Below are 25,202 nucleotides of genomic sequence, written 5' to 3'. Positions count from 1 at the left end.
CGGCGGCCCTTGTCCTTTCGGGAGGCTAGACCTCGATGCCCTGGGTGCGCAGCCAGTCGCGCGCGGGGGCCAGCGCCGCCTCGTAAGCGCGCCACTTGCCCATCCCGTCCCGGTTCATCGGCCGGCGGACCTGCGCCGCGCTGGGGGTGGCGACGGCCGAGCGGTTCTCGTGAAAGGACAGGCACGCCGCGTCCCAGTCCAGGCCGCAGTACTCCAGCAGCCTGCGCGTTTCCCCTTCCTGGTCCGTGACCAGCGCTTCGTAGGACAGTTGCAGCACGCGGCCGGGCCAGATTTCCTCCCACAGCGCAAGCAGCCGGTCGAAACGCGCGTAGTAGCGCGCCGTATCCATGAGATCGTAGGAATAGGCGTAGTAGGCCGACTGGCTGGCGAAGAGGTTCTTGAAGTTGCTCCACACCGTGTCCAGCGGATGACGGCGCAGGCACACCACTCTCGCTTCCGGCAGGGCGCGCAGGATATGGCCGATGTAGAGGAAATTGGCGGGCAGCTTGTCCGTGAAGCGCGGCTTCTCACCGGTGCGGTGAACTTTGGCGCGCGCCAGATAGGCCGCGCCAAGCGCAGCGGGTTCGATCCTGCCGCTGGCCGCCACGGTCTCGGGGTCGATGACCTGCCGCGAAGGCGCGCCGGGCAGATGTGGCAGCGCCAGTTGCTTGACCGCCAGCGGCATGGCCTGAAGTTCGCCCGCAGCCTCCACGGCCGGATGAGAGGACAGGATGCGATCCACCAGGGTCGTGCCTGTACGCGGCATGCCCACCACGAATATCGGCGCTTCGCTGCCATCCCCCGCGCCGCGCGCCAGTTCGGCGGGCCTTCCCCCGAACAGCGCCTCGATCGCGTCGAAGATGGCTGCGTCCTGCGCGAAGTCGTAGCGGAGCGCGCGTTTCTGCGCGGCATTGGCCGCGGACAAGTGCGCCAGCGAGGCGGCACTTTCGCCGATGTCCTCCAGTTCGCGGGACAGCGCGTAACGGATGCGCAGCGCATCTTCCGGCCGCGGGTCCAAGGCCAGCGCCGCCTCCAGCCGCGGGACATGGTGGCTCTGCGCCGACTGCCGCGACAGGATCGCCAGGGCATAATGCGCGCGGCCATGCCCCGGATCGCGCGCCAGGATCGCCTCGTAGTGGTCCCGCGCCGCTTCGACCTTGCCGGTAAAGCCGCAGGCAGCAGCCAGGTTGTAGCGGTAGTCGAGGTTTTCGGGCTCGCCATCCACCGCCGCGCTGAAGGGCGCCAGCGATCCCGCATGGTCGCCAAGCCGCGCCAGGACGCAGCCGATGGTATCGAAGGTGAGCGGATCGCCCGGCCCCGCCGCCATGGCGGCTCGCGCAGCCGCGCCCGCCTCTCCCTCGCGCCGGACGAGGACGAGCAATCTGGCCAGCTGCGCCAGATGCTCGGCCTGCCCGCCCCGCGCGGCAGCGGCCTCGATCAGGGGAATGGCCTTGGCCACATGGCCGGCTTCCGCCGCCGCCATGCCCAGCAGGAAGTAACCCTCGGCCCGAAGCGGATCGGCAGCGACCAGTTGCTGCGCCGCTGCGGCAGCCTGCGACAGATCGCCCTGCGCGAGCGCGGCACGCGCCTGTCGCTCAAGCATCGCGGGCGAAACGGCCGTCAGCAAGACAGGAAATCACCCATCGCTCTCGTCATGCTTTGCAGAACCATGAGGTAGAGAAACCATATGCGCCCGCACAAGTCCATCTCATCCGGCGCGGCCGATGCCCGGGCCTTGCGACCGGCTACGATCCCAGCAACTTCTTCCTGAACAGGGACCGGACGAGCCTGTCCTCCAGAATGCGCCCCACGACATAGAGCGACGCGAAGATGCCGGCGAAGACATAACCGGGCGTGGGGGAGTGCTTCTTGTCCTTTTCCTTGGGCTTCTTCGGATCCTTCTTTTCGGGAGCGGGAGCGCCCAGCGCCTTGTCGATGAAGTTCATCGGCAGCGCCGCGTCATCCCTGGCCGATTTCGCGCTCTTGCTTTCGGTCTGCGTGGCGGGCTTCTCGAACTTGCCGAGAACGACGGTCAACTGGGCAAACGCCAGGAAAAGCAGGGGCGCCAGAAAGCAGAACAGCAGGGCACGGCTGGTCAGGTGGTAATGGAGCACCGATCCGGCCAGCCCCTTCTCGATCCGCAGCACGCCGCCGTCGAACACGGACATCTTGTCCTGGGCGGCCTGGTCCTTCTTCTGGAAGACCAGCCGGTCACTGTTGCGCTCGTGGCTGGTGCCGGTCTGGCGAAAAAGCGGACGAAGCCTGTCAAAGGCATCGTCGCCGGACTGGTCGGGCGCGAGAGCCAGGCTGCCCCGGACATGCCAGATCCAGTCGATGAAACGCAGGTTCATGTGATCTCCTTGTGGAGAGCCCAGCCCTGCCGCTTCGCGCGGCAGGGCTGAAGCCGGGCCGCGAACGACCGCTTCGGGCAAGGCATGGCGGAGCGAAGAGGCCGACCGTGCAGGCAGGCGCTCACTCTGGCGCTCACTCGGCCGGTACCGCCTCGGGACGGGCGAGGCGCTCCTTCAGCGTTTTCCAGCCCTCGGTGAAGGGATAGGTCATCTGCTCGCGGATCGACATGCGGCGGCCGCCTTCCATGCCGAGCAGCTCCGCCTCGCCATCGACGCAAGTGCCGAAGATGCGGTCGATGAAGATGAAGGTATTGGAATAATTGCTGCGGCTGGCCTCGAAGTCCTGCGAATGGTGCAGGCTGTGATGCTCGGTGGTGTTGAACAGGAAGCGCCACCAGCGCGGGCTGTTGAAGCGCACGTTGATATGCTGGTACGTCCCGATCGCCATGCCGAAAGCCCCGGCCAGCAGCGCGGCGCGCGGCAGGAAATCGAAGAAACCGCCGATACCCAGGCCGATCAGGAACAGCTCGGTCGGGTTGCCCACGGCGCCCTTGTTGATGTTCAGCTGGGTTATATAGTGGTGCACCGAGTGCGACAGCCACAAGGGGTACCAGTTGTGCATCCCGCGATGCATCCAGTATTGCCCGAAGTCGAAGATGAAGGCGATCAGGAAAGCCTGCAGCAGCAGCGGCATGCCCAGGAACCAAGTGAACTTGTCCGAGTGGAAGAAGTGCTGGATGCCCTCGATCATCGCGCCATCGCCGATGTAGCCATCGACCATGCGGAGCGCGGTATAGCCTAACCCGACGTAGAAAAGGTCGGTCACCAGTTCCTTCCAGGTGAGGTTCCAGCTTTCGTGGCGGGGGAATTTCCATTCCATCGCCAGCAACAGCACCTTGAAGCCGATGCCGATGCCGATCGCGGTCGATGCCTTGGCGATGGAATTGGGAGCATAGTACCAGAACAGGATCAGCGCGAAGAGCACTGTGGGCTGGAACCAGGTGAAAACGAACTGCTTGACCGGACCGCCCTCGACCCGGGGAATGTTTTCCCAGCCCACCGTGACCGGTGCCTGAGTGCCTATCAGCCTTTTACCTACGCGAACTCCGTCCATGCGCCTGCCCTCGTATTATTCTTCCACCCGTCTTAGTAATACTAATTGGAATCATAGTAATACGGAGTCGTGCTCGCGTCTACAGCATATCGTCGCTAATCGTGCCGGGACCTGCGGGTTTTGGATCGACTGCCACATTCCTGCAGGAAAGCCATGCTCGGAGCGTCGCGCCTTGGCAGCCTCCCCGCTCCCAATGCGGACGCTGGCGCGATTCGCCGAGAAGGCTTGATTTCCCTGCCCCTGAAGTGGCACATGAGGGCATGCTTCCAGAAACCCGCGCGATGATCGCCGCAGCAGCTTACGCCTTTGTCGCCGGCAAGAAAGTCGCCGGAGTGTTCGATCATTCGGCCAAGCGCGATCTGCAGATCGCCGCAGAGAGCCGGGGCACCCAGTTGCAGGGCTTCGATGGCGACCGCGCGGTGAAGTTCGGCGGCACCCTTCCCGAGATCTACGACACCGGCGCAGAAGCCTTCGTTTCCATGGAGATCGACGGTGCCAAGGTCCGCGGCCACGACCGCGGCGCCGACCACGCCTATTCCGCCCAGGTCACTGACCATTTCGTCCAGCTGTACGATTACGGCGAAAGCGCGTGGTTCACTTTCGACATTCGGGGCGCCGAACCGGGCTACGGCTATCATCGCGGTGCCGAGGCCAGCAGCTGATAGCGCCGCGTTCGGGGCGGCTGCCACGCCCCCTGCCGCCGGACTGCGGCTTTTTGCGAACTGGGCATATCCAACGGCCCCGTTGATGTGTATGCGCCGTGATGATCCGGCGCCGATCGATGGGACCTCGCCGCGTCACGCCGCCGCGCGGCTGCCGCCCGGCGTTTCAGCACCGCCCGCAGCTTTGCGGACATCGACAGGAAAGCCCCTTCGCTGCTCATGGATGCGCCCCTCCCTTCGCTGGCAGACCTCGGCTGGAGGCCGTTCTTCAGCAACCAGCTCTCCGAAGACGAACGACGCGATACTTTGCCGGTACGGATCATGGCCGTCTATCGCGGCCTCGTCACCGTCGTCGGCGCCGAGTTCGAGGGGCTGATATCGTCGCGCCTGCCTGCTTCCCGGGGACCGGAGGACCGCCCTGCCGTGGGCGACTGGATGCTTGTCGGGCGGGAAAAGCACGAAGCGCAGCGCCTGCTGGACCGTGAAAACCTGTTCAAGCGCCCCGCGCCCGGCAACGACCGCCGGGTCCAGCTGATTGCCGCCAATGTCGATACGCTGTTCATCGTCACCTCGTGCAACCAGGATTTCAGCGTGCCGCGGCTGGAGCGCTATCTGGTGCTGGCTCGCGAAGTGGGCGTCACGCCCGTGCTCGTGCTTACCAAGATCGACCTGACGGATCGGCTCGACCATTTCCGCAAGGCCGCGCTGGGGCTTCAGGCCGACCTCGAGATAGAAACCGTCAACGCCCGCGACCCTGAGAGCGTCGCCCATCTCTCTCTTCGCTGCGGCCCCGGGCAAACGGTGGCGCTGATGGGCTCCTCCGGCGTCGGCAAGTCCACCCTGGTCAACAGCTTGCGCGGGTCCGACAGCATCGCCACCCAAGCCGTGCGCGAGCATGACGGCAAGGGCCGCCACACCACGACCGTGCGCGAAATGCACCGGCTGACCGGCGGCGGCTGGCTACTCGACACCCCGGGCATGCGCGAATTCAAGCTGGCCGAGGCCGCCACCGGCCTTGCCGAAGTGTTCGACGACATCACGCTTCTCGCCAGCCAATGCCGCTTTTCCAATTGCGGGCATCACAAGGAGCCGGGCTGCGCGATACAGGCAGCGCTCGCCGCAGGCACGCTGGAGCCCGAGCGGTTGGAACGCTGGCGCAAGCTCTCCGCCGAAGACATCAACAACACCGCTGGCGTGCCCGAACGGCGTGGCCGCAGCGACAGGAGATAAACACCGTGGCTGACCTCTATCTCAAGGCTCTGGAGTCCGAACGCAGGAGCCTCTGGGCCGAATGCCGCCTGAAAGGCCTTCCGAAGGGCTCGCCCGAGCGGCTGCGGATCGACGAACTGGACAAGCTCCTGGCCGAACACAAGGCCCGCAAGGCCTGAAGACTCCGCCGAAGGATGCCCGCATGGGCATCGGACGGCGGCACTGCGAACTTCAAGCGCGCGCTCACGCCTGGATGCTGTCGCCAGCACCAGGCAAAGCGCGCAAGTCGCAGCCTAGTTCACGACGTGGATCTGTGCTGCCGGGGTGGTGATGAGTTCCACCGGGTCTTCCGGGCGGCGGCTGTCGGCCGAAGCCATGATGGCGTCGTGCTCGGCAAAGACCCGCTCGATTTCTGCCCGCTTGTCGAAAATCATGCGGGCAACGCCGGCCGTCATGCCGCCTTCGTCTCCCACGCGCCCCAGAACGCCGGCCAGGTCTTCCAGCGTGGCCTTTTCCGCCGAGCCGTGAAGGCCCCCCTTTGAATCACGATACGCAATGCATTCGTTTGCCACTACCGAGTCTCCTCAACGTAACCAAGAATGCGCGCCTCGTGGAAGGGTTTCAATTGGGCTATCGGAGTAGGGGTAATTTGGTCTTGCGCATGAGGGAAAGCCGCAACGCGCAGACGGACCGGACGAGGAAATACCCTCGCCCGGCCCCTATTGCTAAAGTGACTGAAGCCTTTTCAGCGGACTGACGATCAAGCCCCGAAGCCGCCGTCGATGGTCTGCATGGAGCCGGTGATCATCGCCCCGTGCGGGCCGGCGACGAAGGCCGCGAGTTCGGCGATCTCGCTCGCATGGGCATGGCGCTTGATCGCCATGAAGCTGTGCATGGTGGCTGCCATGGGTCCTTCGGCCGGGTTCATTTCGCTGTCGGTCGGGCCGGGCTGGATGCTGTTGACGGTGATGCCCCGGTCGCCGAAATCGCGTGCCAGGCCGCGCACCATGCCCTGCATGGCCGCCTTGGTCAGGGCATAGGCCGCCCCGCCCGCGAAAGGCATGCGGTCTGCATTGACCGATCCGATGACGATGATGCGGCCATCGGCGTTCATCCGGCGTCCCGCTTCCACGGCGGCGTGATAGGGCGCGCGAACATTGATGTCGATCATGCGGTCGACCGCGTCGGCATCGAGTTCCAGCGGATCGCCCAGCACCAGCGTGCCGGCATTGACGACCAGCACGTCCAGTGCGCCGCGTCCGGCCACGGTAGCGATCACTTCGCCGCGATCGGCGCTGTCGGCGCGGATCGCCACGGCGCCGGTTTCCGCTGCCAGGGCCTCGGCCGCTTCGCGCGAACCGGCGTAAGTGAAGGCGACATCGCCGCCACCGGCGGTGAACCGGCGGACGATCGCGGCGCCGATTCCGCGGCTGCCGCCGAGGATCAGGACGTTCTTGCCAGTGAATTCGTTCATGACCTTGTCTCCATTCTCGTGGTTGTCTCTCAGGTTCTGGAACCAGATCCTGCCGGTGGGCCGCCTCCCCGGGAAGATCCCGGCAAGGTGGTTCGGCCCGCCCTCTGGACTTGTAGATGCCTTGCGGGCATCGTTCGAACTAGCCGGCAAATGCCGGAACTGGACGACGGGATTTCCGAACAATGATGAAGTTCGACGGGATCGTGGCTTTCCTCACCACGGCCGACGCAGGATCCATCAGCGCGGCATCGCGGCGGCTTGGCCTGGCCAAGTCCGTGGTGAGCGAGCGGCTGGCCGAACTGGAGCGCTCGCTGGGCGCGACGCTCCTCCAACGTTCGACGCGCAAACTCTCCCTGACCAGCAGCGGCCAGACCTTCCTGCCCCGCGCCCGGCGAATCCTGCGCGAGGCGGAGGAAGCCGCCGCGGAACTAGCGGCCCGCAGCGGCAGACTGTCCGGCCCGCTCCGGCTTTCCGCCCCGGTCGGCTTCGGCATCCTGCATCTGGGTCCCGCCCTTGCGCGATTTCTTGGCGAATATCCCGATATCGAGGTGTCGTTGGAGCTTGATGACGGCTTCGTCGATGCGGGCAGCGACGGCTTCGATGCCGTGTTGCGGCACGGTGCGGTGGGCGATGGCCGCCTGATCGCCCGCCGCCTGGCCGCCAGCCGGCGCCTGCTGGTTGCCTCGCCTGCATATCTCGAGCGGGAGGGCCGGCCCGCCTCGCTGGCGGAACTGGAGCGCCACCGCGGCATCCTCTATTCGAACAGGTCTGGCGACTGGCGCTTCGCCACGGAGACGGGATGGTCCGTGATCCGCCCGAATGCAGGGCTCCGCGTCAATAATGGACTGGTCATGCGCGATGCCGCCGCAGCGGGCCTCGGCATCGCCCTGCTGCCCAGTTTCTTCGTGCACGACGCCGTCCGCAGCGGAACCCTGGAAGAGATCGACATCGGGCTTCAGGCCGAGGGCGCGGAGCTGTTCCTTGCCTATCCCCGCGACCACGGCGCCGCCCCCAAGATCCGCGCCCTGGCCGAAAGTCTGCGCCGCAGCTTCGGCGATCCACCCTACTGGGAATCGTGACCGCGCCGCCCTGCGCGGGCGATCCTTTCAGGGGATCCAGCGGTATCGCGGTCTTGCGGTGACTTCCGGGACGGGCGCGGAAAGATTCGCGCCGTGCCTTGGATCCTTGACGCTCTCGGGATCGACGAAGCCGTAGAACACCCCGCTGGAGGCTGAACCGCCGCGCTGCTCGACATCGCCAAGGTTCTGCGCCGTTCCCGAAAGAACGATGCCCTTCTCGTACTCCCCTATGCCCAGCATCGCGGTGGCGGCACGGGCCTTGTCCTTCAGCACGGTGTCGCCGCGCAGCACCGTGAGGCCCGAAACCACCGCCTCGTCCCTTACTTGCGCCTTGTCGAGCACGACGGCGTGATCCTCGATCCGCGCCTTGCCGGAAACGGTGCCGGAAACCACGCGGGCATAGGGGCCGACATAAGCGCCCGGCGCCACCGTGGCGGCGGGGCCGACCCAGCCGCCGCCGTTCGCGTGGCGGTGGCCGCCCGGGATCGACTCCGGCGCACCGGCCTGCCAGCGGTCGGGCATCGCGCCCTCGAACTGGACCATCCAGGGATAGCGATAGATCGCGTAATAGGGCTGGTCCCAGCGGATCTTCTGCATCCGCGAAGGGGTAGCCATGACGACGAGGTAGAGGCCGGTGTCGCCCGCCTGAACAGCCATCGCAGCCACGCCCTTTGCGCCGCTCTGCAAGGGGGAGTACCGGCTCTTGCCGTCCGCCCCCACCGCGACGACACCCCAGCGCCAGTCGGATGCGGGCGGCGCGATCGTTTCCGGCTCGTCCGCCAGCCCCGGCAACGCGTTTGTCGCGCTGGCTTGCTGGACGATACCCCGGAACGTCACGGTCACCCGCGCGCTGCCGGGATCGGGATGCAGCCTGACCACATTGTAGCCCCAGCGCTGCGGCGCCCACATGTCCGGCACGGCGAAGCGGCGGCGGCGCAGGTCCACCGGATCGAGCACTGTCGCGGAGAGAATGCCGGCGTCGGTCGTCTGCTCGTAAGCCCCGTAGTTCCGGCGAAAAACCGCGCCCTGGTCGCTGCCATCGGGGTTGGTGTAGTCCCAATTGGCGTTCCGCAGCGCCCAGTTCCCGAACACGTCGTTAAGCTGCGCCTGTGTCCAGTTCCGGCTAGCCTGGAGGACGGAGAAGGGATCGGCAGTGAGACGCGCGGGGTCGTCCTTGCCAGGGGCGGTCCGCCAGATCGCGTTGACCGCCTCGAAGCCGTATGTGTCCTTGAGGTATTCGAAGAACTGCCAATTGCAATAACGGCTGCGGGTGGAGCCGTAATAGAGGTGCGGATATTGCTTGAGCAGCACCGAGCAATGCGTGTTTTCGCGGAATTCGGGCAGTTGCACCGTCATCCAGTTGGCATGGCTCTCGAACATCCAGCCGGTGTAGGGCGAATCCATCAGGCGGCCGGTGGCGGCCTGAAGCGCATGCGTCAGTTCATGGGCAAGACCGAAGCGGTCCTTGAGGGCACCCGGATCGATCCACATGCCCATGTGGCCCAGCTCATCGGCGCCGCCGGTAAGGCCGTAACCCACGCCGATATAGGCGTTGACCTTGAACTTGCCCGCAGAGTCGCAATGCGGCTCGGGAAATTTCAGAGTGCCGAGGAAATAGTCCCAGACATATTCCAGATGCTTCGCGGCAGCCCTGGCCACTTCGGGGTCGACCGTGCCCGCCTTCCAGTGAAGCGCGAAATGCGGGCTTTCCATCTGGAGCGGCAGCGCGGAATTCGCCGCGTCCGAAGGATCGGTGGCGGCCACCTTCCAGTCCCCGGCCACGCAGGCCGCACTCGGTGTGGAGCCGGTGACCGGGGAGGCAAGCACCGGCGCTGGCGGGAAGGCCCCTCCCGAAAGAAGAACAGCCAGCACCGAAGCCTGAAGCAGGACTTTCATCGTCAGCGCGGGCTTAGCGTGACGGTGGTTTCCGCATCGCCCAGCGCGATCGCAAAGCCGCCGCGATCGGCGGTGCCGGTGTCCGCGGCGTAAGTCTTGCCGCCAGCCGTGGTCGTCTCGAACAGGAGACGCGCGCGCGGGGCGATCGCCGTGGCCGGATCGAGCTTCAGCACGACCTTGCCGGTCTTCGCGTCATAATCGGCGCTCTTGATGCGGCCCGATTCCAGCGTGATCCACAGGCCTGCCGGGGCGATGAAGAGGCGGCGGCGGGCTCCGTCCTTCGGTTCGACATGAACCCGGGCGCCCTTAGCCGTCAGTTCGCCGCCGAAGCCCAGCCAGCCGAACTGCGGATCGTCGACCATGTAAGTCGCCGAGGTGATGGCGTGGCCGTAGAAGCCCATGCCGTAGTCGCCGGTGATGGCGTCCCACTTCATCATGTCGGGCCAGGAGTGGAACGCGGCCGAACCGAAGCCCTGCTGGTCGATATTGGTCACGCCGCCCATCATGCCGCCGTAGGCGACGCGCAGGAGGTGCAGGTCGGTGGGATTCTGGCGATAGGCGTCGAACAGCGGCACTGCGTTCAGCGCGGAGCCGTAGTGGTGGATCTGCCGCTCGATGCGCGAGACCTTGCCGCCATAAAGGAAATCCCAGTAGCGGCGGGCATTGCCGTTGTAGCCCCAGCTCGGAATGGTGGGATCGTAGGCGAGGATGACCTCGCGCGTTTCGTCCGCCTGGGGCTGATAGCCGAAATAGCGCATCCAGGCGTAGACTTCGGGCTGGCCGGTGGAATCCCAGGCCATCTCGCTGCCGAACGGGAACTTGAGCGTGCGCCAGTGGTCGGCGCGGCCCTTCATCAGGCCCTCCATTTCCGTGGCTTCGGCACTCAGGCCCTCGCGCTTGAGATCCTTGAGGATGTCGATGAAGACATCGCCCTCCATCTGCCCGAACTGCGCATAGTACGGCGCATCGCGCATCATCGCCACGGACGTGCGGTAGGCCCACTCCAGGTAGAACTTCCAATCGTGCTGCTTGACCAGGCCCTGGTTGTCACGCGCAAGGCGGTAGAGCACCCAGTGGCCGATGGCGACATGTGGATAGTTGTAGGAGCGGCCGAGATCATCCGAATCCTTCTTCGACCAGGCCGTCCAGCTCTTCCAGTCGATCTTGGGATCGTAGTAGTTCGGGAACTCGACCGGATCGTAGTAGAAGATGCTCTTCTTCACCGCGCCCGCCTGCGGGCCATCCTCGACCTGCAGGGTGCCGAGCACGGTCTCGTTGACGAGGCGCTCCAGCTTGGCGACTTCCTCGGCATTGGGATTGTCGAGCTGCTTCATCATCGCGGCAACCCACGAACCGGCACCGCCCTCGTCACTCATTCCGGACACCCAGACGCGGCCATCCTGCGTGAGGATCCTGTTGTCCTCGCGGTCGTAGGAAAGGATCGCAGGGCTGCGGTGGAAGGGATCGCCCTTGCCCTCGAACCATTGGTCGGTGGTGGTGAAGTGGCCGATGTCCGCCATCACCTGTTCGAGCGGCTTGGTGATGTAGTAGCTGACCGTCTGCTTCTGGCCATCGGCATAAGTCACGGTCAGCCGCGCCTGGCCCCAGCCGGAAGCCTTGACCTGATAGCGGGACCATCCCCCCCCGTTCTTGTAGGTGCCGCTCTTCTCGGAAGTGGCGGTGAGCGCGCCTTCGGGGAAGGATTCGATCTTCGCCACTTTGCTCGGTGTCTTGAGGAACAGGCTGGCGGTCTGGTCGGTCGGCACGACATAGCCGGGAATGCCCACCGCGACCGGGCGCTTGTTCGCCACCAGCGTGTCCTCGATCTTGCGGATATCAGGGGCAGTCACGAAGCGGAGGCCGATCGTGCGGCTTTCACCCGGAGCTAGCGTGATGCTGGTCGGCGCGTTCCACTGCTGGCCGGCCTTGGCCCATTCCTTCTCGGCGAAGCCCTTGCTGGCCACCGTCCAGTCGTAGAACCCTTCCGAGACCTGGCTGCGCTGGCTCTTGTCAGTGAAGATATCGCCATTCCTGGCGGCGCGCGCCTCGATGATCGGGCGATAGGCTTCGAGCGGTGTGCCCTTCTCGGGCAGCACCAGCAGCGCCGGTCCCTGTCCGTTGAGGCGCGTGACCTGAAGATAGCCCGCGTCTCGGCCGATGTAGGGATCGACGAAGCTCGCCTCGGCATGGGCCTGGTCCAGATCGCGATCGAGGATGATGTTGTCGAACACCATCGGCATGCCCAGGCCGCCGATCTCGACCGCGGCGCTGCTGGTGTTGACCAGGGTAAAGCGCATGGCGAGCACGCCCGCCTCGTTCACCCAGCGGCGCTCGACGCGCAGCGGCATTGCCCCGCCATTTCCGGAGGTGCCCATCGACGCGGTGATGTCGGCGGCGGCAAGCACGTCCTTGCCGCCCGGCAGCGCCGTGATCTGCTGGCGCGCATGGGCGGAAGAATAGTCCTGCCACTCGGAACCCGCCGTCTTGAGGCGGATGTGGATGTCGCCGATGTGGACGTAGCCGTCGCTTGCACGTTCGGCCTCGCGGCCTGCCGGCACGAAGTCGAAAGCGGTGTCACCCTTGGGCGAGAGATGGGCCAGCGTCTGGGTATCCGCACGCAAGGCGAGATCGAAGGTTGCCGTCTCCATCTCGGTCTTGCGGATCGGGGGGAATACCTTCTTCGGCTTCGGCGCCTCGCCCTCCTCCGCGTGAGCGATGCTCGTGGGCAACGCCGCCGGCAGAGTGCCGAGCACCAGGGCAATGAGCGGAAGGGGCTTCAGGAGACGCTTCATTTCTGATCCTTGAAGGAAATTAGTGGGCGGCCGTGGCGACGGCGGGCTTGGCCGGCTGTACCGGGCCGAGTGCAGGCGGCGTTTCGCCGAGCAGGTACTGGGTGAAATAGTCGCGCAGCTTCTTCCAGAAGAAGGGCCGGTAGACGTTGTGCGTGGCATTGGGCATCACGATCAGATCGACGTCCCTCCCGGCATCCATCAGCGCCTTGGCGAGCCGGTAGCTCTCGGTGATGGGCACGTTGTCGTCGATGTCGCCGTGGACGAGCAGCAGGTGGCCCTTGAGCTGGCCCGCTACCGCCATGTTCGAATTCCGCTCCCAGGTCGCCTCGTCGGCATAGCCCATCGAGACTTCCGGCCACCAGGTCTTGTCGAGGCGCAAGTCGTGGTTGCCCGAGGAGGCGACGCCCACCTTGAAGAAGTCCGGGCGGCGCAGCACGAAGCGTGCGGTGTCATAGCCCCCGGCCGAACCGCCGAACACGCCCACGCGGTTCACGTCCATATAAGGGTATTTCGCGGCCATCTGGCGGATCAGCGCGATGTGATCGTCCAGCCCCACCTCACCGAGGTTCTGGAAGGCAGGCAGGCGGAACTTCTGTCCGCGCCGCGAGGTGCCGGTGCCGTCGATCATCACGACGATCGCGCCGATCTGCGCCACGCTGTTGCCGGCCACGCGCCGCGCGTCGCTCCAGGTGGCAGGCACATCCGTGGTGGTCGGGCCGGTGTAGACGTTGTCGATCACCGGATAGCTGCGGCCGGGATCGAAATGCGCCGGGCGGTAGATCATGCCGTAGATCGGCGTCGTGCCGTCCGCGGCAACACCCTTGAACGGTTCGGGCGGGGTATAGCCGGTTCCGCGCAGGCGGCTGTCGTCCGCCCGCGCCAGTTCCTTGACTATCAGTCCAGTCGCACCTTCGCGCAGCACCGCGCGCGTGGGCGTTGTCGGGCTCGACATCTGATCGACGATCCACTTGCCGTCGGGCGAGACCTGGGCATTGTGATCGAGCGGCTCGGGCGTGAGTTCGGTGAGTTCGCCGCCCGCGATCGGAACCCGGTACAGCGCGCGCCAATAGGGATTGCGCGCGCCTTCTCCCGATGTTTCGCGGCCGACGCCGGTGACGACCAGCGACGCCTTGTCCTCCGCCACATTATCGACGGTGAGCACTTCCCAGGCCCCGGTGGTCAGCGCCTTCCCGCCATCCGGACCGAGGTCTGGTGTGACGAGGTAAAGCTGCGCCCAGCCGGTCCGCTCGGAGATCGAGAGTTCGCCGCCCAGTTCGGGCGCGGGGAAGATCATGCTCGAAGTCACGGTGACGACCGGCTTCACCGCCTCGTGCACGACGATCCGGGCCGCGCCTGTCTGCGGATCGGCGAGGTAGACGGCCTGCTGCCCGTAGCCGCGCTCGGTCCAGAGCGCGCGGACTTTGCCATCCAGCCAGCCCATGTCCGGCGGCGCGGGATAGAGGAGCGATTCCGCCGGCATCTGGATCGGCACGATCTGCGCCTTGCCCTTGCGCAGGGCCTGCCTGACATCCACCACGAAGCGCGTCGCCTGCGGCAGCTTCTCGGCCCCCGCCAGCGGATAGACGTAGCTGAAGCTGCGCGGGTAGAAACTGCCGGGCGGGTTCTGCTGGGTGATCGAAAGCTTCTTCACCGCACGCGTGTCGAGCCGCCAGCTCAGCAGGTAGCGGCCGTCCGGTGACCACTGCGCCGATACCGGCATGGCCGGTTCCTCGGTTCCTTCGCGCAGGATATCGGACAATTCCGGGATCGAGCGGCCATAAGGCTGCTCCCGCGTACCGTCCGTGGTGAGGGCCACTTCGCGGCCGCTGGCGATATCCACGGCGTAGAGATTGAAATCCCGGGCGACGATCTTCGTCTTGCCGTCCGGCGAAGCAAGATCCATCTCGCGATGATCGGCCGCTTCGACCTGGAGGGCTTTGCCGGCCGCATCCAGACTCCAGAGCGCACCGTCGAAGGCGCGGAACCGCACTTCGCCCTGCGCGGGGTCGTAGTCGACATCGGCGATCCGGGCATCGTCGATCGAGACCGGAGCGCCCTTGGCAGCGGTCAGCGCCGCCAGCAGCGCTGCGGTGGAGGTGATCTCCCGGCTCTGCTGGCTGGCAAGGTCCAGCAAGTGGTAATGCTGCTCCAGCCGGTTGCCGGTGCGGTAGAACAACCCGCCCTCCACGAAGCGAGGCGCGACATCGGCATTGTCGATGAGGTCGCCCAGCGCGCTGCCCAGGTATTTCTCGGCATCGGCATAACGCGCGTCGATGCTGGGGACGGCTGCGGCCGCGCCGCGCGTATCGCGCGCTTCGGCCGTGACCGTGAGCATCGGCACCGCCCAGGCCAGGGCAACGAGGCTGATCGATTTCGCGAAAGGTAAGGTCGAAGCACGCACGGCTGAAATCGCTCGGTTGTTTCGGAAGACCATCGTGTCATGACCTCCGGCTAATCGATAATCAAGGAAAATATACGATATATAATCAGTTTTGTCTTAATGCGCTGTTTGATAGCGCTACCCCAGAACTTGCGCAGGAACCTATTGACTGAAAGCCAGGAACGCCTCCACTGTATACGATATTCGATAGGAGTATCAGCGTGCAATCAACTAGGCGTGGAACTGGCCGGCGCCCTGCCCTTCCCCTCGGCCGCGGTGCCGCCTCGGCCCGAACCCAGGCCTGCGCATGGGCGGCGATCCTGGGAATCGGCCTTTCGCCGGCGGCGGTCGGCGCTCAGGAAACCGCCCCGGTCAGCCGCGAGCTTACGGTTCCCGGCAATCCCATTCTCGCCGACGGCGACTACTATTCCACCGACCCGGCACCGCTCGTCGCCGATGGCCAGCTCTGGATCCTCACGGGTCGCGACGAGGCGGCCAGCGACGTCAACGACTTCATCATGCCCGAATGGCAACTGCTGAAGACCGCGGATCCCGCCTCCGGCAAGTGGACGCATTACCCTGCCATCATCAAGCCGGAGAATGTCTTCGCCTGGGCCGAGAAGGCCCGCGCCTACGCCGGCCAGATCGTCGAGGGGCCTCGCGCCGCAGACGGCAGGAAGCGCTACTACCTCTATGCCCCCGTGCTGGAGAGCGACAGCGACGCCGAGGACAAGTTCGCGATCGGCGTGGCCGTGGCCGACAGTCCGCTGGGGCCGTGGCGCGATGCCCATCCAGCCGGTCCGATCATTTCGCAGAAGGTGCCCTATCCCAACAAGATCCAGAACATCGACCCCACCGTGATCGTCGACGACGACCAGCGGGTCTATATCTACTGGGGCACGTTCGGCCAGCTTCGCGGGATGGAACTGGCGCGTGACATGATCACGCCCAAGGCACCCGAACAGACCGTCACCGGCCTGACCGGCTTCTTCGAAGCCCCGTGGATCATGAAACGCAAGGGCACTTATTACATGCTCTACGCCGGCAACAACGCCGGCCCGAAATCCGACTGCACGCAGGCCGTCTACTATGCCTGCATCGCCTATGGCAGCGCGCCCTCTCCAATGGGACCGTGGACTTATCGGGGCGTCATGTTGCATCCCGTATCCTCCACCACCTCCCATCCGGGCGCGGTAGAGTTCAAGGGGCAGTGGTACCTTGCCTATCACACGGCGGATGCGAAAGGCGGCGGACACTTCCGCCGCAGCGTCGCGCTGGACAGGATGGAATGGGACGACAGCGTTGTCCCCGCGCGCATTCGCACCGTCGTGCCGACCCTGCGCCCGCAGCCCCCCTTGCCGCCCAGCCGCAACATTGCGCGCGCGGCCTGGGCCACCGCCTCGAACGATCCCGTGCCGGTGCAGTTCTGGATCAAGGCCCTGAACAACGGCGCCGTCAAGGAAGCACCGCTCCCGCCCGACATGTGGGGCAGCTGGTCACCGAACAATCCGCCGCGTCAGTGGATCGAATATCGCTGGGACAAGCCGGTGACGATCGACGGGTCGCGCCTGTGGTTCTGGAACGACCAGCCGGCCGGATCCGGCGTGGGCGTGGCGCCGCCTGCAAGCTGGCATCTCGAATACTGGAATACTACAGGCAAGCGCGGCTGGAAGACCGTTCCCAGGGCCAGCGCCTACGGTACGACCCCCGGCGCGTTCCAGGATGTTTCGTTCCCTGCGATCACGACCCGCTGCCTCCGCGCGGTGATGGACGCCTCTACGGACGGAAAGACCCATGCGGCACTGGCCGTCCAGGAATGGGAAGTCCTGGCTCCGAAACCTCAGCCCATTGCCGTCCGCTCGGACAATTCGCCACCGGATAGCTGCTCCTGATCTTACCGAACGGGTCAGCAAACCTTCAAAAAGCTCAGGAGAGGCGCGGGTTACAAACCCGCGCCTCTTTTGCCATCCGCTTTTCAGATCTGTCGCCGAACCCCATCTAGTCGGACAAAAATGTTTCCAAACCGTCACAATCGCCTTGACTCGTTACGAATATCGTAGGACGTATACGATATAAGTAAGGGCATCGGATCGAAGGTGCCGCGGATCAAAACAGGGGGTTTTTCGATGAAATCATTGAGAGTCTTGAAGCTTTCGACGGCGCTGACTTCGATCGTCGCGGTCGGGATGGCTGCTCCTGCATGGGCACAGGGCACGCTGGGCACCGCTTCCGAATTGTCGGACCAGAGCCAGGCCGCCCCCGTAGACATCCTCGTTACCGGCGTGCGCGGCAGTGTCGAAGCCGCCGCGACCAAGAAGAGGAATTCCAAGCAGATCGTCGATTCCGTCGTCTCGGAAGACGTCGGCAAGCTGCCCGACAACAATGTCCCCGAAGCCCTCGCGCGTGTCACCGGCGTGCAGATCGAGCGCGCCCGCGGACAAGGCCAGAGCGTGACCATCCGCGGCCTCGACCAGGTGCAGACGACGATCAACGGCAACAACACCAACCTCGGTGCTGGCCGCTCGATCGACCTTTCCGATGTTCCGGCGGAACTGCTGAAGCAGGTGGACGTCTATAAGACCCGGTCGGCCGATCAGGTGGAAGGCAGCATCGCGGGCACCGTGAACGTCGAACTGCGCCGCCCCTTCGATCTCAAGAAGGGCCTTACGGTCGCGGGCAGCATTCGCGGCTCCTACGACGATCAGTCCGAGAAAGTCAGTCCTTACGGCAGTCTCTTGATTGCCAACCGCATCGAGACCGGTATCGGTGAGATCGGCTTCTTGCTCAACGGCTCCTGGACCAAGACCAACTACCGCGAGAACTTCATCGAGAGCGAGTCGCCCACGCAGACTGTCGTTGGCGGCAGTACCATCGTCATCCCCTATCGCGCGCAGTACGGCATCGAGCAGGGCAACGTGAAGCGTCCTTCGATCAATGCGGTTCTGCAGTGGAAGGCCAGCGACAAGCTCGATTTCGTGCTGGAAGGCGGCTACGTTGGATCACGCGAAAAGCGCTCGGTGGAGCGTCTCTACGTCCAGGACATGCCTTACGCCAGCAACTACAGCGACATCGTGTTGATGCCCGACGGCAGAACCGTGAAATCGCTGACCGTCAGCAACGCCAATGGCGTCAATGCCGGCATCGATTCCCTGTACAACTCGATCCACTCGGATCTCTACACCACGAACTTCGAAGCGCACTGGCATTCGGACAAAGTCCAGATCAATACCGGCGTGCAATACAACTGGTCGAAGACGGGTAACTACTTCGTCGAGAGCATTCTCAAGCCTCAGGGCCTGACCTCCGCCTCCGTCGATTTCGCCTCGGACATCTACAGCAAGGGCGCGCCTTCGATCACGCTCAACGGCGCCGACCTGAACGACGTCTCGTCCTACGGCGTCGACCGCTTCCAGGACAATCTCGGCGGCTCCAAGAACAAGGAATTCGCGGCCCAGGCAGACCTGACGATCCAGCTCAGCGAAACCTCGCTGCTGCGCAGCCTGCAGGTCGGTGGCCGCTTCAACCAGCGTCGTACGAGCAATTACTACGGTTACCGCGACGGCCTGCCCCGCGTGAACGGCGCGCCCGCTCCGCTCAGCCTGTTCCCCGGCTACGATATGGCATCCCAGGTCGGCCCCGACATCGGCGGATCGACGATGCAGTGGTACCGCATCCCCGGCTCCCTGGTGCTGAGCCAGATCGACGACGTTCGTGCCTTCATTCAGCAGTACGATCCCGCCAATGCCGCGCGCTTCTCCACCATCGATCCGCCGAGCGACCGCGGCCAGACTTTCAGCTCCAACGAAAAGAACTTCGCGGCCTATGCGCAGATCAATTACGGCTTCGACATGGGCAACATCCCCGTCGAAGGGCTGATCGGCGCTCGCTTCACCAACACTTGGGGCACGTCGAGCAGCTTCAGCTACCGGCCGGGCGATGCCTCCAACGGCAATCAGGATATCGTCGAGGCCGCAGAGGGCCAGGGCAACTACGCCGACATCCTGCCCAGCGTCTCGGCCGTCATCCATTTCACGCCGAAAGCACAGCTGCGCCTGTCCTACTCCACGAACGTCCAACGTCCGACCTTTTCCGACGCGCGTCCGTTCTATTCGCTTAACCTCACCAACAATCCGCCGATCGTCTATGCCGGCAATCCAAGCCTCAAGGCGCAACGCGACCAGGCCTTCGACGTCAGCGCCGAATACTACTTCGGTCGCGGCGGCCAGATCTCGCTGGCAGGCTACTACAAGAAGGCCACCGGCTTCCTGCTCTATAGCCGCGAACAGGCATCGGCGGCCGAAATGGCGGCTTACGGCGTCAACCTCGCAGATTATGGCGCTGCGTTCGGCTATGTCGAGCAGCAGCGGAACGCAGGCGACGGTACTTTCGTGGGTCTTGAAGGCACGGTCCAGTCGTTCTTCGACTTCCTGCCGGGCATTCTCAGCAACTTCGGCGTCAGCCTGAACGCCTCGCACATTCTCAAGGCCCGCGTCGAATACGACGATGAGGAGAGCTTCCCGGGCGAGTTCGACTCCCCCAACACCTCGAAGTGGACGGCCAACGCGACCCTGTTCTACGACACGCCCAGCTTCAGCGCACGCGTGGCCTACAACTACCGCTCGTCCTATCGCATCGGCTTCTGGCTCGACGGCCAGGGCTCGGACCGCGCCCGGTATTCGCCCTATAACGGCGCAACCGACCGGCTCGATGCGGCGATCAACTATACGCCCATATCGTTCATGACGCTGTCGCTGGAAGCCTCGAACATCCTGGGCAGCGATGTCTACCGCTATCACGGCAGCGAGGACCTGCTTCCCCTCGGCGTCCGCACTCTGGCGCGTACCGTCCAGGGCAGCGTCCGCTTCCGCTTCTGATCCAGAGCCCATCGGCGGGACGCCATGATTGCCACCCGGCAGTCATGGCGTCCTGGCGTTTCAGATGCTTGCAGTGAAGATCGGGCGCCCCGGCACCGGCATCTCGGTGCGATAGATGGTGCCGGTGCTTGATTCCGTGAAATAGAGCCAGCGATTGTCCGGCCCGCCATAGGCTGCGTTAGTGGTATAGCGCCCTTCCGGCACGTCGATCCGCAGCATCGGCTCTCCCCGGTTGCTGAACAGCCAGACGGCGCCGAAGCCGACATGGCAGACCGCCAGGTTGTCCTCCTCGTCGATGGCGAGCCCGTCGGGGCCGGAACCTCCCGACATCTGGATATAGGTCCCGACTTTGCTCACAACCGCGCCGCCGTCCATCAAGGGGCAGCGCCAGACCGCGTTCGCGCGCGTAACGGCCAGGAAGAGCGCGGTCTCGGCCTTGTTGAGCACGAGGCCGTTGGGGCTGGGAATGCCATCGAGCAGCAGTTCCAGCCGCCCACTGCCGGCGCGTACGCGAAACAGGCGGCCATTGGGGTTCTGCCAGCCCGACTGGCCCTGATCGGTGAAATAGATATCGCCGTTACGCGCGATGGTCAGGTCATTGCAGCCCAGGAACGGCTCCAGCAGATAGCGATCGAACCAGACCTCGGACTGACCGCTGGCCAGGTCGCAGATCACCATGCCCTTGTGATGATCCGCCACCAGCAGCCGTCCGTCCGCCAGGAACTTCATGCCGTTGGGCTGGCCATCGTATTCGAAACCCACCTTGCAGTGGCCCTCGGGATCGATGCGGAACAATCGGCCCCAGGGAATGTCGGTCACCCAGAGGTTGCCCTCTGCGTCGAAGACCGGCCCTTCGAGGAAGACCGGCGCGGCGGCGCCATGAAGCTGCACGCGCGCCCATTCGGTGGTTTCGCCGAACCGGCGCAGCGTGTCGGGAATGCGGCAGAATACTTCCGCCATGACGGCGGGCGGCGCTGCGAACATGCTTCCTATCCTTTCCTGAAATCGCCCAGACGGTTTGCACTTATTGGATACATTAAATATACCGCCCTCCGCTTGACGGCCAATTTTTAGGATCTACCCTTCCAAACAGCAACAACACGTATACATATCGCTGGAGAGGTGAAGGTCCCATGAGTTCTCGCGAGCTCGTCTGCATCATCGACCCGATTCATGCCATCGGCGTAGAGCGGATGTCGCAAGCACACGATATCATCGCACCGGCGAACTGGCGGGACGACGCCCGGCTCGCCGAAACCAGCGTCATCGTGATCCGCACCAGCCCGCTCGGCCCGGAGATTTTCGGGGCCATGCCGCGGCTGAAAGCGATCGTGAAGCACGGCGCCGGGGTGGACAATATCGACATGGCCGCCGCATCCGCCCGCGGCGTCATCGTCGCCAATACCCCCGGCGGCAACAATTCCACTGCCGTGGCCGAAGGCGCCGTGGCCATGATGCTGGCCCTGCTGCGCCGCACGCGCGACATGGACGGCCTGGTGCGCGAGGGTCGCTGGAACGAACGATGGACGGTGCGGCTGGGCGACCTGACCGGCGCGCGCGTGGGCCTCATCGGGTTCGGCCGCATTGCCCGCTGCGTGGCAAGGATCTGCGCAGCCGGTTTCGGCGCGGAAGTCGCGGCCTATGACCCGATGGTGCCGGATACGGAGATCCGCGGGGCCGGGGCGGAACCGCTGCCGCTGGAGGAGATCCTGCGCCGCGACGTGATCTCCATCCACACGCCTTTGACCGAAGCCACGCGCGGCCTGATCGACACCGTGGAACTGGGCATGATGGCGCGCCACGCGATCCTCGTGAACTGTTCTCGCGGCGGCATCGTCAACGAGGCGGCACTGGCCGATGCCTTGAAAGCGGGACAGATCGCCGGCGCCGGTATCGACGTCTTCGAGGCGGAGCCGCCCGCGCCGGACAATCCGCTGTTCGCTCTGCCGAACTGCCTGCTCTCTCCGCATGTCGCCGGCGTGACCGAGGCGGGCATGCGCGACATGGCCTTGAACGTCGCGCAAGTCGTCGAAGACGTGAGCCGCGGGGAGCGGCCGAAGACCCTGCTCAATCCGGAGGCCCTTGCATGACCGCGCCGCTGAAGTCCGTCATCTATCGTCAGATCCCGAGACCCGACCCCGCCCTGGTCGCCCGCGCCGCCCGGTTCGGCGTGGCCGACCTGCACGAGGGCCTGGGTGAAATCGCCGGGCGCATGGGGCTGATGAGCCCTGCCATGACGCCGATCGCGCCGGGACAGAAACTCTGCGGCCCCGCCGTCACCGCATGGAATTTCCCCGGCGACAATCTCGCCATCCACGCCGCCCTCTGGGTGGCCGAAGCGGGCGACGTGTTGGTTCTCACCAATGGCGGGGGGCACCAGGGTGCCCTCTGGGGCGATGTCGCCTGCACATATGCGCAGCGCAAGGGCCTGGCCGGAACCGTGGTGCATGGCGCCATGCGCGACGTCGATGCCATCCGCGCGCTGGGCTATCCGGTCTGGTCCACCGCCGTTTCGGTCGAGCACCCGAAGAAACGCGGGCCTGCCGCCGTCAACGTGCCGGTGGTGGCCGACGGGGTGCGGGTGGAACCCGGAGACCTCGTGGTCGGCGATTCCGACGGGGTGCTGGTGATCCCGCGCGCCTTGATAGAACAGACTGTAGACAGGGCGGAGGCACGCGCCGCCGCCGAAGTCGAATTCCGCCGCCGCATCGGCGAAGGCGAAGTGCTTTTCGGGATCCTCGGCATGGACAGGATCGTCGCCGAACTCGGCATCGAGATTCACGACTGCACCTGGGGAGGGGACCGCTAGCGGTCCGGCAGGGTCTTGCAGGGAGTGCCGAGGCCGGCGATCGTCGGCTTCGGTGCTTCCTGCAAACCGGCCCCCGGGAAACCGGCATAATTGAGCTGCGAGGAGAGAGCCAATGACCGCAAAGGCTGCAGACCGGCGAATGCATCTGGTCAGCTTCCAGATCCATTCCCCGATCAACCACACCGTGCTCAGCTGGGCGGCCCCCGGCGACAACCGGCTTGATGCCATGGCCGACCTGAAGGCCTGGCAGGACCTAGTCCGCACGCTGGAGCGCGGCCGGTTCGACGGGCTGTTCTTCGCCGACACACCCGGCGTGTTTGACCGTTACCGCGACAGCCACGAGGACGCCGTGAAGTACGGCATCTGCTGGCCCAATCACGATCCCGTGGTCCTGCTCTCCGCCCTCGCCGCCGCCACCGAGCATCTGGGCCTGGCGACCACGATGTCCACGAGTTCCTACCGCCCCTGGACGATCGTGCGGCAGCTTTCCACGCTCGACTATCTCTCGGGCGGGCGCGTCGGCTGGAACATCGTGACCGGGCACTTGCGCGGCGAGCATCGGGCGCTCGGCCTCGAACAATTGGAGCACGACCGCCGCTACGACGCGGCCGACGAATATATGGAGATCTGCTACCGCCTCTGGGATTCGATCGGCGAAGGTGCCGTGCTCGCCGACCGGAACGCGGGCGTTTATGCCGATCCTGCCAAAGTCGCATTCGTCGACTTCAAGGGCGAGTTCCACAAGTGCCAGACGGTCGGGCCGGTCCTGCCCTCCCCCCAGAAACGGCCGGTGCTGTTCCAGGCCGGCACCTCCGGGCGCGGGATGCGCTTCGGCATCGAGCATGGCGACGTGGTCTTCGCGATCCAGCCCAACCTGCCCGGCATGCAGCGCACCATGCGCCAGCTTGACGAAGCCGCCGCCGGGCTCGGCCGCAAGGCGCCGGGCGTGCTGTTCGGCGTGCAACCGATCCTCGGCGGCACCGAGGAAGAAGCGCAGCGACACCTGGACGATCTCATCGAACGGCTGCCGCTGGACGGTTGCCTCTCCCGCCTCTCCGGGACGATGGGCGTGGATTTTTCCGGCATCGAACTCGATCAGCCGATGCAGGAACAGGCGACGCAGGCTTCGCAGGGCCTAATGAAGGCTTTCACCTCGGTTCTGGGCGACCGCCCTTTCACCTTGCGCGAAGTCGCCATCAAGTGGGGCCTTGCGGTGGGCATGCCGCAGATCGTCGGAACGCCCGAACAGGTCGCTGCCAGGCTCGAGGAGATCTGGCGCGAAACCGGGTGCCACGGTTTCAACCTCACGCCCACGGTCATGGCCTCCTCGGTCACGAACTTCGTCGACGAGGTCGTGCCGATCCTCCAGAAACGCGGGGTGTTCCGCAGCGACTACGAAGGCCGGACTTTCGCCGCCAATCTGGGGCTGCGCTGAAACGCCGGTCGGCATGCATCATGCTCGGGCTTGCATGGTGCATCGACCGGGGCCAATGAGCCTCGATGCGCATTGCACTCTTCGAACCGGAAATCGCTGGAAACGTCGGCGCCATCCTGCGCCTGAGCGCCTGCCTCGGCGCGGCCGTGGACCTTGTCGAGCCTATGGGCTTCGCCTGGGACGACCGCCGCGTGCGGCGCACCGCCATGGACTACATCGACCACGTCACCATCACGCGCCACGCCGATTTCGAGGCTTTCCGAAGCACGATCGGCGCGAGCAGGCTGGTCCTCTTCACGACGAAGAGCGAACAATCGGCCTACACGTTCACGTTCAGGCCCGACGACATCCTGCTGTTCGGCAAGGAGAGCGCGGGCGTTCCCGTCGAGGTCTCGGATATCTGCGACGCCCGGCTGCGCATCCCGATGCGGCCGCAGGTCCGCTCCATGAACCTGGCGACCTCGGCAGCGCTCGCGCTGGGCGAGGCGCTGCGGCAGACGGAAGCCCTGCCGAACTGACCGGCGCACATCGAAATGCCTGCCCGATCATCGAACCGGGCAGGCATTCGGGGCGATACGCCGTCAGGCGACGGAGGAGAGACGGAACTCCTGCCTGCGCGCGCCGGTATCGAAGCGGGCGGCCTGGTCGTTGAGCGATCCGGCCTCGGTGGTGAGATTGCGTGCGGCGGCGGAAGTTTCCTCCACCATCGCCGCGTTCTGCTGCGTCGAATGGTCCATCGTCGAGACCGCCACGCTGATCTGGGTGATCGCGGTGGACTGCGCCTGGTTGTCCTGCGCCATCTGGCCGAGCAGGGCATGGACCTCGCCCACGCCTTCCGAGATCGTCTCGAAGGCGCCATCGACGCGCTGGACGGCATCGACCGCGGTGCCGATGTCGGTCTGGGTGGCGGTCAGCTGTTCGCGGGCGCGCTTGGCTTCCTCTTCCGAGCGCATGGCCAGCGCCGAGACAAGATCGGCCACGACCGCGAAGCCGCGCCCGGCATCGCCGGCCCGGCCCGCCTCGACAGCGGCATTCATGGCCAGCACGCGGGTCTGGAAGGCGATCTTGTCGACGCCCTCGATCACCGAATCGATGCCCTTGGCGCTCTGGCTGACGCGGCTGACGCG

General features: G+C 65.2%; 20 protein-coding genes. 10 read left to right on the top strand and 10 right to left on the bottom strand.

Features of this window, described 5'->3' with window-relative positions; translation table 11 throughout:
- Nucleotides 1–25 precede the first annotated feature (25 nt).
- The 3 genes from AB4Z00_RS09530 to AB4Z00_RS09520 form a co-directional block, all read right to left on the bottom strand.
- Nucleotides 26–1,603: a tetratricopeptide repeat-containing sulfotransferase family protein gene (locus AB4Z00_RS09530; RefSeq protein ID WP_442045970.1), complete on the bottom strand. Its 1,578-nt coding sequence runs from the start codon at nt 1,601–1,603 to the stop codon at nt 26–28.
- A 142-nt stretch (nt 1,604–1,745) separates the two neighbouring features.
- The gene (locus tag AB4Z00_RS09525) at nt 1,746–2,351 is read right to left on the bottom strand and encodes a hypothetical protein (RefSeq protein ID WP_442045742.1); all 606 of its coding nucleotides are present in this window, start codon (nt 2,349–2,351) and stop codon (nt 1,746–1,748) included.
- Between the two features lie 133 nt (nt 2,352–2,484).
- Entirely contained in the window at nt 2,485–3,465 is a 981-nt protein-coding gene (locus AB4Z00_RS09520) for a sterol desaturase family protein (protein WP_442045741.1), read from the bottom strand.
- A gap of 260 nt (nt 3,466–3,725) precedes the next feature.
- On the opposite strand from AB4Z00_RS09520, the gene AB4Z00_RS09515 reads away from it, so the two are divergent.
- The 3 genes from AB4Z00_RS09515 (at nt 3,726) to AB4Z00_RS09505 (ending at nt 5,515) form a co-directional block, all read left to right on the top strand.
- The gene (locus AB4Z00_RS09515) at nt 3,726–4,127 is read left to right on the top strand and encodes a hypothetical protein (RefSeq protein WP_132266085.1); all 402 of its coding nucleotides are present in this window, start codon (nt 3,726–3,728) and stop codon (nt 4,125–4,127) included.
- A 219-nt stretch (nt 4,128–4,346) separates the two neighbouring features.
- On the top strand, nt 4,347–5,357 hold the full coding sequence (rsgA, locus tag AB4Z00_RS09510) for a ribosome small subunit-dependent GTPase A (protein WP_431567138.1): 1,011 nt from the start codon (nt 4,347–4,349) through the stop codon (nt 5,355–5,357).
- Nucleotides 5,358–5,362: 5 nt separating this feature from the next.
- Nucleotides 5,363–5,515 carry a hypothetical protein gene (locus AB4Z00_RS09505; protein ID WP_165921400.1) on the top strand — a complete coding sequence of 51 codons (153 nt, stop codon included), beginning with the start codon at nt 5,363–5,365 and terminating at the stop codon, nt 5,513–5,515.
- A gap of 114 nt (nt 5,516–5,629) precedes the next feature.
- Here AB4Z00_RS09505 and AB4Z00_RS09500 read toward each other — a convergent pair whose 3' ends face one another.
- Together AB4Z00_RS09500 and bdcA are read right to left on the bottom strand one after the other, a co-directional pair.
- Nucleotides 5,630–5,908 carry a hypothetical protein gene (locus AB4Z00_RS09500; RefSeq protein ID WP_243654233.1) on the bottom strand — a complete coding sequence of 93 codons (279 nt, stop codon included), beginning with the start codon at nt 5,906–5,908 and terminating at the stop codon, nt 5,630–5,632.
- Nucleotides 5,909–6,096: 188 nt separating this feature from the next.
- The gene (bdcA, locus tag AB4Z00_RS09495; protein WP_132266089.1) at nt 6,097–6,810 is read right to left on the bottom strand and encodes an SDR family oxidoreductase; all 714 of its coding nucleotides are present in this window, start codon (nt 6,808–6,810) and stop codon (nt 6,097–6,099) included.
- 182 nt (nt 6,811–6,992) lie between these two features.
- Here bdcA and AB4Z00_RS09490 point away from each other — a divergent pair, with 182 nt between their 5' ends.
- On the top strand, nt 6,993–7,889 hold the full coding sequence (locus tag AB4Z00_RS09490; RefSeq protein WP_442045740.1) for a LysR family transcriptional regulator: 897 nt from the start codon (nt 6,993–6,995) through the stop codon (nt 7,887–7,889).
- A gap of 27 nt (nt 7,890–7,916) precedes the next feature.
- Here the strand turns inward: AB4Z00_RS09490 and AB4Z00_RS09485 are convergent, their stop codons facing one another.
- Genes AB4Z00_RS09485 through AB4Z00_RS09475 form a run of 3 tightly spaced genes read right to left on the bottom strand, consistent with a single transcriptional unit; the run spans nt 7,917 to nt 14,978 of the window.
- Nucleotides 7,917–9,785, bottom strand: coding sequence for an Svx/AvrXca family virulence/avirulence protein (locus AB4Z00_RS09485; RefSeq protein WP_442045739.1), 1,869 nt, complete (start codon nt 9,783–9,785; stop codon nt 7,917–7,919).
- 2 nt (nt 9,786–9,787) lie between these two features.
- Nucleotides 9,788–12,577 (bottom strand): DUF5695 domain-containing protein, encoded by a 2,790-nt coding sequence (locus tag AB4Z00_RS09480; protein ID WP_442045738.1) that lies wholly within the window; start codon nt 12,575–12,577, stop codon nt 9,788–9,790.
- A 19-nt stretch (nt 12,578–12,596) separates the two neighbouring features.
- Nucleotides 12,597–14,978, bottom strand: a complete 2,382-nt coding sequence (locus tag AB4Z00_RS09475; protein WP_442045737.1) for a DPP IV N-terminal domain-containing protein — start codon at nt 14,976–14,978, stop codon at nt 12,597–12,599.
- 200 nt (nt 14,979–15,178) lie between these two features.
- Here AB4Z00_RS09475 and AB4Z00_RS09470 point away from each other — a divergent pair, with 200 nt between their 5' ends.
- Together AB4Z00_RS09470 and AB4Z00_RS09465 are read left to right on the top strand one after the other, a co-directional pair.
- Nucleotides 15,179–16,849 (top strand): family 43 glycosylhydrolase, encoded by a 1,671-nt coding sequence (locus tag AB4Z00_RS09470; RefSeq protein ID WP_442045736.1) that lies wholly within the window; start codon nt 15,179–15,181, stop codon nt 16,847–16,849.
- 234 nt (nt 16,850–17,083) lie between these two features.
- Nucleotides 17,084–19,831, top strand: a complete 2,748-nt coding sequence (locus AB4Z00_RS09465; protein WP_442045735.1) for a TonB-dependent receptor — start codon at nt 17,084–17,086, stop codon at nt 19,829–19,831.
- A gap of 60 nt (nt 19,832–19,891) precedes the next feature.
- Here AB4Z00_RS09465 and AB4Z00_RS09460 read toward each other — a convergent pair whose 3' ends face one another.
- The gene (locus AB4Z00_RS09460) at nt 19,892–20,815 is read right to left on the bottom strand and encodes an SMP-30/gluconolactonase/LRE family protein (RefSeq protein ID WP_442045734.1); all 924 of its coding nucleotides are present in this window, start codon (nt 20,813–20,815) and stop codon (nt 19,892–19,894) included.
- Nucleotides 20,816–20,964: 149 nt separating this feature from the next.
- Here AB4Z00_RS09460 and AB4Z00_RS09455 point away from each other — a divergent pair, with 149 nt between their 5' ends.
- The 4 genes from AB4Z00_RS09455 (at nt 20,965) to AB4Z00_RS09440 (ending at nt 24,593) form a co-directional block, all read left to right on the top strand.
- Entirely contained in the window at nt 20,965–21,921 is a 957-nt protein-coding gene (locus tag AB4Z00_RS09455) for a hydroxyacid dehydrogenase (protein WP_132266100.1), read from the top strand.
- Nucleotides 21,918–22,640, top strand: coding sequence for a 4-carboxy-4-hydroxy-2-oxoadipate aldolase/oxaloacetate decarboxylase (locus AB4Z00_RS09450; protein ID WP_134095709.1), 723 nt, complete (start codon nt 21,918–21,920; stop codon nt 22,638–22,640). Before AB4Z00_RS09455 ends, AB4Z00_RS09450 begins: the two co-directional genes overlap by 4 nt.
- A gap of 112 nt (nt 22,641–22,752) precedes the next feature.
- Nucleotides 22,753–24,075, top strand: coding sequence for an NtaA/DmoA family FMN-dependent monooxygenase (locus tag AB4Z00_RS09445; RefSeq protein WP_243841195.1), 1,323 nt, complete (start codon nt 22,753–22,755; stop codon nt 24,073–24,075).
- 65 nt (nt 24,076–24,140) lie between these two features.
- The gene (locus tag AB4Z00_RS09440; RefSeq protein ID WP_442045733.1) at nt 24,141–24,593 is read left to right on the top strand and encodes a tRNA (cytidine(34)-2'-O)-methyltransferase; all 453 of its coding nucleotides are present in this window, start codon (nt 24,141–24,143) and stop codon (nt 24,591–24,593) included.
- A 63-nt stretch (nt 24,594–24,656) separates the two neighbouring features.
- Here the strand turns inward: AB4Z00_RS09440 and AB4Z00_RS09435 are convergent.
- Nucleotides 24,657–25,202 (bottom strand): methyl-accepting chemotaxis protein (locus AB4Z00_RS09435; RefSeq protein WP_442045732.1); only part of this gene is annotated, 546 nt, incomplete at its 5' end.

Origin of the sequence: Novosphingobium sp. YAF33 (assembly GCF_052113265.1) — a bacterium.
Classification (GTDB): domain Bacteria; phylum Pseudomonadota; class Alphaproteobacteria; order Sphingomonadales; family Sphingomonadaceae; genus Novosphingobium.
The sequence above is the reverse complement of the archived record's forward strand: the minus strand, read 5'-3'. Positions and strand labels throughout refer to the sequence as shown.

What these genes read in the sequence shown, in the direction of transcription:
- AB4Z00_RS09530 (WP_442045970.1), bottom strand. Translation starts at nt 1,603, where the DNA reads ATGCTTGAGCGACAGGCGCGTGCCGCGCTCGCGCAGGGCGATCTGTCG.
- AB4Z00_RS09525 (WP_442045742.1), bottom strand. Translation starts at nt 2,351, where the DNA reads ATGAACCTGCGTTTCATCGACTGGATCTGGCATGTCCGGGGCAGCCTG.
- AB4Z00_RS09520 (WP_442045741.1), bottom strand. Translation starts at nt 3,465, where the DNA reads ATGGACGGAGTTCGCGTAGGTAAAAGGCTGATAGGCACTCAGGCACCG.
- AB4Z00_RS09515 (WP_132266085.1), top strand. Translation starts at nt 3,726, where the DNA reads ATGCTTCCAGAAACCCGCGCGATGATCGCCGCAGCAGCTTACGCCTTT.
- rsgA (WP_431567138.1), top strand. Translation starts at nt 4,347, where the DNA reads ATGGATGCGCCCCTCCCTTCGCTGGCAGACCTCGGCTGGAGGCCGTTC.
- bdcA (WP_132266089.1), bottom strand. Translation starts at nt 6,810, where the DNA reads ATGAACGAATTCACTGGCAAGAACGTCCTGATCCTCGGCGGCAGCCGC.
- AB4Z00_RS09490 (WP_442045740.1), top strand. Translation starts at nt 6,993, where the DNA reads ATGATGAAGTTCGACGGGATCGTGGCTTTCCTCACCACGGCCGACGCA.
- AB4Z00_RS09485 (WP_442045739.1), bottom strand. Translation starts at nt 9,785, where the DNA reads ATGAAAGTCCTGCTTCAGGCTTCGGTGCTGGCTGTTCTTCTTTCGGGA.
- AB4Z00_RS09480 (WP_442045738.1), bottom strand. Translation starts at nt 12,577, where the DNA reads ATGAAGCGTCTCCTGAAGCCCCTTCCGCTCATTGCCCTGGTGCTCGGC.
- AB4Z00_RS09465 (WP_442045735.1), top strand. Translation starts at nt 17,084, where the DNA reads ATGAAATCATTGAGAGTCTTGAAGCTTTCGACGGCGCTGACTTCGATC.
- AB4Z00_RS09460 (WP_442045734.1), bottom strand. Translation starts at nt 20,815, where the DNA reads ATGTTCGCAGCGCCGCCCGCCGTCATGGCGGAAGTATTCTGCCGCATT.
- AB4Z00_RS09455 (WP_132266100.1), top strand. Translation starts at nt 20,965, where the DNA reads ATGAGTTCTCGCGAGCTCGTCTGCATCATCGACCCGATTCATGCCATC.
- AB4Z00_RS09450 (WP_134095709.1), top strand. Translation starts at nt 21,918, where the DNA reads ATGACCGCGCCGCTGAAGTCCGTCATCTATCGTCAGATCCCGAGACCC.
- AB4Z00_RS09445 (WP_243841195.1), top strand. Translation starts at nt 22,753, where the DNA reads ATGACCGCAAAGGCTGCAGACCGGCGAATGCATCTGGTCAGCTTCCAG.
- AB4Z00_RS09440 (WP_442045733.1), top strand. Translation starts at nt 24,141, where the DNA reads ATGCGCATTGCACTCTTCGAACCGGAAATCGCTGGAAACGTCGGCGCC.